Source organism: Hymenobacter sp. B81 (genome assembly GCF_044628455.1).
Classification (GTDB): Bacteria; Bacteroidota; Bacteroidia; order Cytophagales; family Hymenobacteraceae; genus Solirubrum.
Genome location: NZ_JBIYZW010000003.1, coordinates 594,962 through 607,179 on the forward strand (window position 1 = coordinate 594,962; position 12,218 = coordinate 607,179).

Annotated in this window: 9 protein-coding genes; all 9 read left to right on the forward strand. The window is 65.6% G+C overall.

Annotated elements, in window-relative coordinates; genetic code table 11:
* Window positions 1-16: 16 nt before the first annotated feature.
* Complete coding sequence (locus ACE191_RS19275; RefSeq protein ID WP_400193875.1) at window positions 17-604, forward strand: heme-copper oxidase subunit III; 588 nt, start codon at window positions 17-19, stop codon at window positions 602-604.
* A gap of 44 nt (window positions 605-648) precedes the next feature.
* Entirely contained in the window at window positions 649-1,395 is a 747-nt protein-coding gene (locus ACE191_RS19280) for a cytochrome c oxidase subunit 3 (RefSeq protein WP_400194118.1), read from the forward strand.
* A 79-nt stretch (window positions 1,396-1,474) separates the two neighbouring features.
* The gene (locus tag ACE191_RS19285; RefSeq protein ID WP_400193876.1) at window positions 1,475-1,825 is read left to right on the forward strand and encodes a cytochrome C oxidase subunit IV family protein; all 351 of its coding nucleotides are present in this window, start codon (window positions 1,475-1,477) and stop codon (window positions 1,823-1,825) included.
* Between the two features lie 51 nt (window positions 1,826-1,876).
* The gene (locus ACE191_RS19290) at window positions 1,877-2,503 is read left to right on the forward strand and encodes an SCO family protein (protein ID WP_400193877.1); all 627 of its coding nucleotides are present in this window, start codon (window positions 1,877-1,879) and stop codon (window positions 2,501-2,503) included.
* The gene (locus tag ACE191_RS19295; protein ID WP_400193878.1) at window positions 2,490-3,044 is read left to right on the forward strand and encodes a DUF420 domain-containing protein; all 555 of its coding nucleotides are present in this window, start codon (window positions 2,490-2,492) and stop codon (window positions 3,042-3,044) included. The genes ACE191_RS19290 and ACE191_RS19295 overlap by 14 nt, the downstream gene beginning before the upstream one ends.
* Window positions 3,045-3,106: 62 nt before the next feature.
* The gene (locus ACE191_RS19300; protein ID WP_400193879.1) at window positions 3,107-3,364 is read left to right on the forward strand and encodes a hypothetical protein; all 258 of its coding nucleotides are present in this window, start codon (window positions 3,107-3,109) and stop codon (window positions 3,362-3,364) included.
* Window positions 3,365-3,547: 183 nt separating this feature from the next.
* Entirely contained in the window at window positions 3,548-7,249 is a 3,702-nt protein-coding gene (locus ACE191_RS19305) for an ATP-binding protein (protein WP_400193880.1), read from the forward strand.
* Window positions 7,250-7,451: 202 nt separating this feature from the next.
* Window positions 7,452-11,183 (forward strand): hypothetical protein, encoded by a 3,732-nt coding sequence (locus ACE191_RS19310; protein WP_400193881.1) that lies wholly within the window; start codon window positions 7,452-7,454, stop codon window positions 11,181-11,183.
* A 167-nt stretch (window positions 11,184-11,350) separates the two neighbouring features.
* Window positions 11,351-12,190, forward strand: a complete 840-nt coding sequence (locus ACE191_RS19315) for a hypothetical protein (protein ID WP_400193882.1) — start codon at window positions 11,351-11,353, stop codon at window positions 12,188-12,190.
* Window positions 12,191-12,218: the final 28 nt, after the last annotated feature.

Below are 12,218 nucleotides of genomic sequence, written 5' to 3' on the forward strand. Positions count from 1 at the left end.
CTTAACTCAATTAGTCATGCAAACTTCCGACACGCTTAGCCCCAAGCAGCCCGGTTCGGGTATTCACCCGCTGCGCTTTCTGCTGTGGCTGATGATCGTCAGCATCACCATGATGTTTGCCGCCTTCACCAGCGCCTACATTGTGCGCCGCGGCGAGGGCAACTGGCTGGAATTTGATATTCCGGCCGGCATGCTCATCAACACCCTGCTCATCGTGGCCAGCAGCGCCACCCTGCAGTGGGCTTGGTTTGAAGCCCGCCGCGACGAGGTGCGCCGGGTGCAGATCGGCGTATTCGCGACGCTGGCGCTGGGCGTGGCCTTCCTGGTCGGGCAGTGGAACGTGTGGGGCGAGCTGGTACGCAACAAGATTTTCTTTGGCGGCGTTGATGCTAATCCGTCCGGCTCGTTTCTGTACGTGCTCACCGGCGTCCACGGCTTTCACTTAGTTACCGGCCTGATATTCCTGCTGATAGTGTTTGTGAAAAGCCTGCGCTTCAACGTGCACTCCCGGCAAATGATGGCCATGACCAACGGTACCATCTACTGGCACTTCCTCGGCGCGCTTTGGTTGTACCTGTATTTGTTCCTACTTTTGAACCACTAGTTTCGTCTTTTTTCACGCTCATTATGGCCATTCCACACGCGGCAATGCAAACTGCGGCCACGGCTGAGGCACCGCGCACCGGTACCTGGGACGGCGGCAACGAACCCTTCAAAGCCAGCTATGGCAAGCTGATGATGTGGTTCTTCCTGCTGTCGGATGCTTTCACGTTCGCGGCATTCCTGACCACCTACGGCATGGTGCGTCACCGCCACCTCGCCTACGTTGGCAAAGCTGAAGACTTCTTCTTCTCCACGGCCCACTGGCCCATTCCGGAAAAGGTGTTCAACGCCTTCCCCGGCCTGCACGGTGTGGATATCCCGCTCGCGTTTGTGGCCCTGATGACGATGATTCTCATCGTGTCGTCGGTAACTATGGTACTGGCCGTGGAGGCCGGCCACCGCATGGACAAGGACGACGTGCAGAAATGGCTGCTGTGGACCATCCTGTTCGGCGGCATGTTCTTGGGCTGCCAGGCCTGGGAATGGACTCACTTTATCAGCGGTAGCGACCATGGCCTGAAGATGGCCGACGGCAGCACCGTATTCGGGGCCAACCTGGCCGTGAACGAGTACGGGCCGGTCCTGTTTGCCGACCTGTTCTTCTTTATCACCGGCTTCCACGGCACCCACGTATTCTCGGGTATCTGCCTGCTGATCTGGTGCTTCATTGCCACCTCCAACGGCACCTTCCACAAGCGCGGCCACTACGAGATGGTCGAGAAGATTGGCCTCTACTGGCACTTTGTGGATCTGGTGTGGGTATTCGTCTTCACTTTCTTCTACCTCATCTGATTAGTGAAATAGTGAGCTGATGAGCCGGTTCCGGCCGTTTCAGCAGCTCACCACTCACCATTTCTCCATTTCACTTCTCATGGCTCATCACGCTCCCGAATCCGACTACAACTCCGACGGCGTTGTCGACCACGGCAAGGCCAACGTTAAGCCCATCCTGAAGGCCCTGGCCTGGATCGTGGGCATCACGGCCTTCGAATTTCTGCTGGCCTTCGTTATGGATGCCAGCACGCTGCGCAACAGCATCTTCATCATCCTGACCATCTTCAAGGCCTTCTTCATTGTGGCCGAGTTCATGCACCTGCGTCACGAGACCAAGGGCCTGATCTGGACCATTCTCATTCCGATGGCTTTGCTGATCTGGCTGCTAGTGGCCCTGATTTCCGAAGGTAGCTTCGTCGGCGAGTCCATCTTCAACGCCTACAAGTAGCGGATGCGGCCCCGGCAGGTTCTCGTTCTGGGCCTTATTCTGCTTGTGCCGGTGCTGGCCTTCGTTTTCCTGGCCACGTTCGGTACCAATCGTTTCGCGCTGCGCACTTACTATCCCCTGCGAGTGGACTCCACCCAGGCGGGCGGTAAGTGGCAGCGCGACACTGTTTTTCACCGGGTAGCCCCGGTGCGCCTGCACACCCAGTCGGGCCGCCGCCTCGCGCCGGCCGACCTGCAGGGCAGCTTGTACGTGGCCAGCTTCTTTTTCGCCACCTGCCCCCAGGTGTGCCCGCGGCTGAACTCCCAGCTGCAGCGGGTGCAGGAAAAGTACCGGGCCGAGCCCCGCGTGAAGCTGCTTTCCTACACCGTCGATCCGCAGCACGACTCGGTGGCGGTGCTGGCGCGCTACGCCGAGCAGTACGGGGCCATTGCCGGCAAATGGCACTTCCTCACCGGCCCGGCCGACAGCCTGCGCCAGATTGCCCTGCAGCAGTACCGCGTGGCCGAGCCCGGCCCGGCCGCCATTGGCTCGGGTCCCGGCATGGTGCACAGCCAGCGCCTGGTGCTGGTCGACCGCGACGGGCACATCCGCGGACTCTACGACGGGCTCGACCCCAAGGAAGTAGATCGGCTCATCACCGAAATCCGCATTTTGCTTTACACCTATGACCACGAATAACGCGGGCACGCCGGCCACGCCGCGGGCCTACCAGATTGGGATGCTGGCCCTGGGCCTCATCATTCCGGTGGCGGTGGCGGTGCTCTACTACTTTCCGCAGGTGTTCCGCGTGGCCGGCCTCGACGTGAGTTTCCTGCCGGCGGTAAACGCGGGGCTCAACTCACTCACGGCCCTGCTGCTGGTGGTAGGCTTTGTATTCATTCGCCGGGGCAACGTGGCCGCGCACCGCGCGGCCATGGGCTCGGCCTTTCTGCTGGGGGCGCTGTTCCTGGTGTCGTACGTGGTGTATCATTCCCAGGCCGAAACCACGCGCTTCGGCGGCGAAGGGCTGATTCGCACGGTGTACTACCTCGTGCTGCTCACCCACATTGTGCTGGCCGCTGTAACGGTGGGCCTGGTGCTGTTCACGATTTACTTCGCCCTCACCAACCAGTTTGCCCGCCACCGCCGCATTGCCCGCTGGACCTTTCCCATCTGGCTGTACGTATCGGTAACGGGGGTGCTGGTGTACCTGATGATTTCGCCCTACTACCCGCAGTAACCGGCGGGCTTAGGGACCCTGGGCTTCGGAAACTTAACCACCGTGACGGTGTTTGCTTGAGTATGAAAAAGACGTTTGCCGCCCTCGTGCTGACCGTAGCGCTCAGCGGGCAGTCGGAAGTAGCGCTGGCCCAGTGCGCCATGTGCAAAACCAACGTGGAAAGCGGCCGCGAGTCGGCGCAGGACGAGGGCTACGACTTTTCGGGCCTGAACTCGGGTATTCTGTACCTGATGGCGGTGCCCTACGTGCTCATCGGCTCGGTGGGCTACTTCTGGTACCGCAACAGCCAGCGTAAAAAGCAGCAGGCCGCTTCCGCCTAGAAAGCGGGTTCGCGGCGCCCGGCCTGCCCTGCGGCCAAAAGGCGTCGTGGCTTACGCCCGGCACCAGTTGGCGCAGGCGCATTATTCGCGGCCACCGCCCCCCGTATATTGCTCGATGCCGCCCGCTGGCGGCATTTTTGCTGTTCAGCCCGGTTTACCTGCCGAATCGTTTGATTGTCTGACGTGAAACCTCCCCGCTCCCCGATTGCCCTGCTGCTTATTGCGCTGTTGTGCTTCGCGGGCGCCTACGTCAGCAACCGCTACGCGGCCGCCACCGACGCCCGCCGCCACAACGAGGTGCCGCGCCTGCAGCAACTGCTGCTGCAGGCCGAGCAAACCGGCCGCCGCGACGCCGACACGCTGGCCCTGCGCCTGCGTCGGGGCGCGGGCGGCTTCCAGGCGCTGCAGGACTGCAGCTACCCCACCTTCGTGTACCGCGGCGAGCAGCTGCTGTACTGGTCAGACCACACCATGCGGCCCGAGCCCGAGAACGTGGCCCAGGCGTTTCAAACCCGGCTGGTGGAAATGCGCTTCGGCTACTACCTGGCGTTGCGCCAACCGGTGGGCCCCTACGTCATTCTCACCTACATTCCCCTGGAGCGCCGCTACGGCATCAGCAACCGCTACCTGCGCGAAGGCTCCGAGCACGCCCTGTTTCGGGGCCTGAGCGTGCGGCCGCTGGCGGCCGGGCGCCGGGCCGGCCTGCCCCAGCTGCACAGCGCCGATGGCCAGCCGCTGTTCTACCTCGACAACCTGCAGCCCGACCCGGTGGGGGGCAAGTACGTGCCGCTGGCTTTGGTGCTGCTGGGCTTGCTGCTGTCGGTAGTGGGCTGGCTGCGGCTGGCGCGGCGGCAGTTTGCCCACGGCCAACCCCTGCTGGGCGTGCTGGCCGTGGTGCTGCCCCTTACCCTGTTCCGGGCGGTGCTGCTGTACTTCGGGCTGCCCTTCGCCTTCATCGAGCTGCCGCTGTTCGACCCCCGGGTGTTTGCCGCCTCGTGGGTGTCGCCCTCCCTCGGCGACCTGCTCATCAACGGCATTCTGCTGCTCACCGTGGCCTGGTACGGGCTGCTGCTGTTCCGGCGCTACGGCGTGGTGCGCTACATCCGGCGGCTGCGGCAGCCCCGGCACTGGCTGGCGGTGGGCAGCGCGGCCGTGGTGCTGTTCTACGGCCTGCTGGTGCTGCTCTACGAGTTCTACCTGAGCTGCGTGAGCAACTCCCAGCTGGTGCTCGACGTGACCCAAAACACCCAGTTTTCGGGCTTCAAGCTGCTGCTGTGTCTGGCCATTGTGCTGCACACGGCCAGCTATCTGCTGGGTTTCTGGGTGCTAATGCAGGTGTTTGAGGCCTCGGTGCGGCCGCGCACCCGCGTGCTGGGCGTGCTCCTGCTGGGCGTGCTGGGCATCGTCTTCCTGTCGGTGGGAGTGGCCATGGAGCAGATCGTGCTGGGGCTGCTGGGCCTGACCATGCTGTTTTTCCTGGTGGTGCGCCTGATTGGGCTGCGGCCGGTGACGGTGGTGCTACCCTACCAGCTCTACCTGTTTTTCTTTCTGCTGCTGGGCATGTGCGCCGGCCTGGGCGCCGCGGCCCTCTACGACCACTTCGACCAGCAGCTCATTCTCAACAAGCAGCGGGTGGCCAACAACCTGCTGCTCGACAACGACCTGCAGGGCGAGTTTCTGCTGGCCGAGCGCGCCCGCGACATGGCCGCCGACCCCTTGCTGCGCACCAAGCTGGCCAGTCCCTTCGACAACCAGGACGTGGTGCGCCAGAAAATCGTGAAGTACTACCTGCGCGACTACTTTGATAAGTACGCCGCCAGCGCCACCATTTACGACGCGGCCGGGCGGCTGATGGGCGGCGATGCCGAGGCCCCGCGCCTGGCCCAGGTGCGGGCCCGGCTGCTGCGCCAGGCCGTGCGCACCGACCTGCCCGACATCTACCTGCTGCGCTCGGGCGGCTCGTTCGACACCCGGCGCTACGCCGCCTTTATCCCGGTGCCCACCGTGAGCGGGGGCACGGCCACGGTGCTGCTCGAGCTGAGTTTGAAAAAGCTGACCGCCAACAGTGTGGTGCCCGAGCTGCTGGTTGACCAGAAGTACTTTCAGCCCGGCCTGGGTTCCGACCTGAGCTACGCCGGCTACGAGCAGCAGCGCCTGGTGTACAGCGAGGGCGACTTCGACTACGTGAACCGCTTCCCCGCCGTGCTGCTCACCGACTCCACGCTCTACGAATCGGGACTGGTAGGGCAGGGGGTGCACCACCTGGCGGTGCGCGGGCCGCAGCAGCGCACCGTGGTGGTGACCACGGCCACCTACGCCGCGGCCGAGTGGCTGGCCAACTTCTCGTTCTGGTTTCTGCTGCATACGGCCGGCGCGGTGGTAGCGGCGGCCATATTTCTGCTCTACGCCCGGGGCCCGCGCCTGACGGTGCTGCGCACCAACTTCAGCACCAAGATTCAGCTCTTCCTCAACATCGGCATTGTGGTGCCGCTGCTGGTGGTGAGTTTGGCCACAGCCAGCCTGTTTACCGAAACCTACAAGCGCGATTTGCGCCGCAGCTACGAGCGGCGCGGGCAGCTGGCCCAGCAGAGCCTGCTGAAAAACCACGCCTTCCTGGCCGACTCGACCAAGCACGACCGCCTCACGGAGCTGGCCGAAAACGTATCGACGCTCACGGAAACCGACCTGAACCTGTACGATGAGCGCGGGCAGCTGCTGGTGAGCAGCCAGCCGCTCATCTTCGAAGCCGGCCTGCTCAGCAACCTGATGAACCCCCAGGCCGTGGTGGCGCTGGCCGAGCGCGGGCAGCCCCGCATTCTGCTCACCGAGCGCGCCGGCACGTTGTCGTTCAACGCCCTCTACCTGCCGTTGCGGGCCGAGTCGGCCTCGCCGGGCGGCGGCGCGGTCATCGGCTACGTGGGCATTCCGTTTTTCGACTCGCAGAAGGAGCTCAACACCAAGCTCACCGAGCTGACGACCACCATCCTGAACATCTTCACGGTGATGTTCATCCTGTTCGTGGGCCTCTCGTTTCTGGCCGCGCGCATGCTCACGCGCCCGCTCAAGCTCATCACCGAAAAGCTGCGCCACACCACCCTCACCGGCCAGAACGAGCCGCTGCACTACGAGTCGGGCGACGAAATCGGGCTGCTGGTGCGCGAGTACAACACCATGCTGCACAAGCTCGAAGACAGCAAGCGCGAGCTGGCCATGCAGGAAAAGGAGGCTGCCTGGCGCGAAATGGCCCGGCAGGTGGCCCACGAAATCAAGAACCCGCTCACGCCCATGAAGCTGAGTCTGCAGTTTCTGCAGCGGGCCATCAACGAGAAGCGCGACAACCTGGAAGATCTGATCGGCCGCATTTCGCAGACGCTCATCACCCAGATCGACGTGCTCACCGACATTGCCACCTCGTTCAGCAACTTCACCAACCTGCCGGCCATGAGCCCCAGCAAGCTGGCCGTGGCCGACGTGCTGCGTCGCTGCGTGGCCCTGCACCAGCACGTAAAGCTGGAGCTGCCCCCGGGAGCCGAGCACCTGATCGTGTACGCCGACGAAAACCTGCTGGTGCGCACCTTCAACAACCTGCTCATCAACGCCCTGCAGGCCGTGCCCGCCGACCGCAAGCCGCAGGTGCGGGCCCGCATCGAGCTGCCGCAGGCGGGCAAGGTGCGCATCTGCATTCAGGACAACGGCGCCGGCATGAGCGAGGAGGTGCGCGAAAAGGTGTTCCGGCCCAACTTCACCACCAAGGAAAAGGGCTCGGGCATCGGGCTGGCCGTGGCCCGGCGCGGCATCGAAAGCGCGGGCGGCACCATCTGGTTTGAGACCGAGCCCAGCGTGGGTACCACCTTCTGCATCGACCTGCCGCTGGCCCCGCAGTAGGCCCGCCCTGGGCGCCTTGTGCCCGGCTGACTTCCCCGAACCCCCGGCAGCTGGCCGCCGGGCACTGAGCCGGCCGCGGCCCGGCGGGGTGGGGGCGAAGAGTTTGCCCCGGGGCCCGGCCGCAAGGATTTTTCCGGGCGCATGCGACGTTAGCCCGCCGTACGTTACTTCGTCTTGCCGACGCCGCCCACTGGCTCGCCCTATGCCGCACGCTTTACCCCCGCTGATTCGCCTTTGCCTGCTGCTGGCGCTGCTGGCGGCGGGCGCGCGGGCCACGGCGCAGGTGCGCCCCGGCGCGGTGCCCTCGTCGCGGCGCTGCCAGTGGGTGCCGGTGCCCGCCGGCCGCGACACCACCGTATTCGCGCTGCCCGACTCGCTGACCGTGGTGCCCTCGTCGGTGGTGGTGGACGGCCGCTCGGTGGCCTACGACGCCCTCCGCCAGCAGTACCTGCTGCTGTGGCCCGGCAGCCGGGTGCCTTCGCCGGAGCCCGGGCAGCCCGCGCTGCGCCTGCCCACCAACCGCCCCGACTCGGTGCTGGTGTGCTACCGCGTGCTGCCGCTGCGCCTCTCGGCCCCATTGGCCCGGCGGCCGCGCAGCCTCATGGACTCGCTGGGCTTTCGGGAGCGGCCGCAGTTCGGCTACGGTGACTTCGTGCAGAAAGAGCAGATTCTTTCCACGCCCGGCATCAACAAAACCGGCAACCTGACCCGCGGCATTTCCTTCGGCAACGCCCAGAACGTGTTCGTGAACTCGGCCCTGAACCTGCAGCTCGAGGGCAAGCTCACCGAGCAAATCAGCCTCACGGCCAACATCTCCGACCAGAACGTGCCGTTTCAGCCCGAGGGCAACACCCAGCAGCTGCAGGAGTTCGACCGCATCTTCATCACCCTGGCCCACCCCAACTGGACGCTCACGGCCGGCGACGTGGTGCTGCGCAACAAGCCCGATTACTTCCTGCGCTTCTACAAAAACGTGCAGGGCGCGGCCGTGGAAGTGAATACCGGCGTGAAGCTGGGGTTGCTGCCGGGCTCGGGTGCGGCGGCCCCGGGCAGCTTTCAGAGCGCCCCGCCCCTCTCGCCCGAGCAGGGCGGCAGCCCGGCGGTGTACACCACGCAAGCAGCCGGCAGCCCGGTGGGCGGGGCGGTGCGCGGGCTCACGCCGCTGCGCAGCAGTACCACGGTGGCGGCGGGCGTGGCCAAGGGCAAGTTTGCCAGCCTGGCCGTGGAGCCCCTGGAAAACGTGCAGGGACCCTACCGCCTGCGCGGACCCAACGGTGAGCAGTTCATCATTGTGCTGGCCAACTCCGAGCGGGTGTACCTCGACGGCCGCCTGCTGGTGCGCGGCTTCGACAACGACTACGTCATCGACTACAACACGGCCGAGGTCACGTTTTCGCCCCGCCACCTGATTACCCGCAACTCGCGCATCCGCATCGACTTCGAGTATTCCGACTTCAACTACTCCCGCTCGCTTTACCACCTGAGCCACTACCAGGAAGCCGGCCGCCTGCAGGTGCACGCCAACTTCTACCGCGAAGCCGACAACCCCGATAACTCGCCCAACCTGACCCTGAGCGAGGACGACAAGCAGCGCCTGCGCGACACGCCCGCCAACGTGAGCCTGGTGGCGGTGCCCGGCGCCGACTCGGTGGCCTACGACCGGCGGCAGGTGCAGTACCACCGCGAGCTGCGCGTGGACCCCGGCACGCAGGCGCGCAGCTACGTGTTCGTGTTTGCCCGCGACTCGCTGCGCGGGGTGTACAACGCCCGCTTCACCGACGTAGGCCCCGGCAACGGCGACTACGTGGTGAGCACCGCCAACGCCTCGGCCAACGGGCGCGTGTTTGAGTACGTGGCCCCGGTGGGTGGCGTGCGCCAGGGCCGCTACCGCGCCGAGCGCCAGCTGCCCACGCCCCTGCAGAAGCAGCTGGTGACGGCCGGCGCCAGCTTCCGCCTCGACTCCACAGCCGCGGTGTTTGTGGACGTGGCCGCCTCCCAGCTCGACCTGAACCGCTTTTCGCCGCAGTCGGACCAGGGCCAGAGCCTGCGCGTGGGCTACGTGGTGCAGGATAGGCCGCTGAGCCAGGTGCTGGGCGGGCTGCCGGTGCTGCGCAACTACCGCCTGCGCTCGGCCCTCGACTACGAGTACACCAGCCAGCGGTTTGCGCCCATCGACCGGTACCGCGACATCGAGTTCGACCGCAACTGGAGCACGGCCAGCACCGTGCAGGGCAACGCCTCGTACCGCCCGGCGCGGGCCGACAACATCCTGAACTTCGCGGTGGGCGCCGCCAAGGACGCCGACAACAACTTCGGCTACCGGCTCAGCCGCCGCTACCGGGCCGGCGAAGTCAGCGGCCTGCAGCACTGGCTCGACGCGGCCCAGCGCCTGGGCGACGTGGAGCTGCGCGGCGCCCTGTTTCTGCTCGACTCGGAAGTGGGGCGCAAGCGTAGCACCTGGGCCCGCGGCGAAACCGCCGTGCGCTACCTGCGCGGCCGCATCGTGCCCGGCTACGCTTACCGCTTCGACAAAAACCGGGTGCGCCTGCCCTCGGGCGACTCCATTACCTCGGCCAACTACTTCGACGAGCACGCCGTGTTCGTGCAAAGCCAGGACACGGCCCGCACCCAGTTTCGCCTCGACTACACCTACCGCCGCGACCAGGCGCCCACGCCCGAATTGAACGCCCTGCAGCTGCGCGGCCGCGCCCAGACCTGGAGCGGCTCGCTTACCTCACGCCTGGGCCGCTACCAGGACATCAGCCTGCTCACTACCTACCGCGACCTGGCCGCCCGCGACAGCGCCCGGCAGCGCACCGTGCTGGGGCAGCTGGGCTGGAACCTGGGGCTGCTGCAAAACCAGGTGCGCTCGGAGCTGACCTACAGCGTGGCCACCGGCCGCGAGCTGCGCCGCGACTACTCCTTTATTCCGGTGCCCAACGGCCAGGGCACGCACTACTTCCAGGATGCCAACGGCGACGGCCGCCAGGAAAAAGACGAGTTCTTCGAGGCCCAGACGCCCGACGCGGTGTTCCGCACCCACATCAAGGTATTTATTCCCACCGACGACTACATTATTGCCTTCACCAACCGCTTCGGTTACCGGCTCACGCTGGCGGCCCCGCGGGGCTGGCGCGAGGGTGGGGGCTGGAAGGCCGCGCTGGCCCGCTTCAGCACCCTGAGCAGCGTGACGCTGGACCGCCGCACCACCGAGAAAAGCCTGAGCGAGCGGCTGAACCCCTTCGCCTACCAAACCAACGAAGCCACGCTGCTCTCGCTCAACAAGCTGCTGCGCAACACGCTCTACTTCAATCGCTCCAATCCCATCTTCGGGGCCGAATTCACCGTGCAGCAAAGCCAGCTGAAAAGCCTGCTCACCACCGGCACCGACACCCGCAACCTGGCCAGCCAGAGTTTGCTGCTGCGCCGCAACCTGGCCCAGTCGTTTACCGGCCGCCTCACGGGTACGCGCAGCATCCGCGAAAACCTGAGCAGCTACCTGGTGCTGCGCAACTTCCGCCTCGAGCAGTACGAGTGGGCGCCCGAGCTGAGCTACCAGCCCGGCACGGTCTTCCGCTTCACCGGTACCTACCTGCACACGCGCAAGCGCAACACCTTGGCCGGCGGCCCCGAGGCCGACGCCCGCGGCGTGTTCGACGAGCTGGGCGTGGAAACCCGGGTGAGCCAGGTGAGCAAGCGCACCCTCTCGGCCGCCACGCGCTACACCCGCGTGGCCTTCCGCGGCGACCCGGGCACGGTGGTGGGCCTGGAAATCCTGAACGCCCTGCGCCCGGGCAACAACCTGAGCTGGAACCTGAACCTGGAGCAGCGCCTGAGCAACGGCCTGAACCTGAACCTGAGCTACGACGGCCGCAAGCCCGACGGCCTGGCCGTCATCCACACCGGCCGCATGCAGGTGTCGGTACTGTTTTAGACGCAGGCAGAAGCCGGTAGAAAAGGCGTACTTGCCCGCTGCTACCTTCTTATCCGGCCCCTACGTTGCCCAAGCTATTCCGCTGCCTGCTTTTCGCGGCCCTGACAACCGCTGCGCTGCCCACTCGGGCGCAAACCCCGGCCGCCCAAACGTCTCTCGACCGGTTCATGCTGCCCAAGTTGGCCGGCCGGCCCGCCTACGTGCTGCTGACGGGAGCCGGGGCCGACCGCATCAACCTGGTGACCACGCGCCGGGAAACCACTGCCGGCCTGCAGCGGGTAGACATCATCAACATTCACCCCGATTCGCAGCAGCTGCGGCCGCTTACCGCGCCGCTGCGCCGCCACGTCAACCGGCAGCTGCCCCCTGGCAACCGCTGCCTGATTACCCTGGCCCTGCTGCCGCTGCGCCCCGACGCGCCGGCCGGCTGGGTGCCAGTCAGCCTCGATACCATCAAGGCCCGGCTGCTGCCGCTGGAACAGGTGAAGCTCGACTGCTACGCCCGCCTGCTGAAGTACCGCCTCGAAGGCTCGCCCACGGTAAACGACCTGACCCGCCGCAACGACCTGCGGCCGCTGCTGCTGCGCGACGGGCGCTACTATACCACGAAGGCGGTGGTGCTGACGGAGTACTTTATCTGGCTCGACGTGCCGGGCCTGCTGCCCAACCAGGCCGACAACGTGACCATCAACCTGGGCGCGCCCCTCGTCACCCCGGCTGATTTCGAATCAGCCTACGCGGGTGCCCGGGCGGCTTTCGGAGGCTACCGCAACTTCATTGATGCCTGGTATTCCCGGTTGCTGCTGCGCGCCCGACGCGGCCCGGATTGCTCGTTCTGGACGTTCCCTTCTGCCATTTCGGATGCCCCCGCTGGCTTTTACGGGGCCGATTCCTTTGTCTTTCGGCGCAAGGTCGGCCTGGTCTCCGGTCAGTACCCCGACGCCTTCAGTTACTTGGCCGATAAAGACACCGCGTTTGAAACCTTGTCCATCGAGTGGCTTAAGTAGCCGCCTTGTGTGGTCTAGCAGCGGCAAC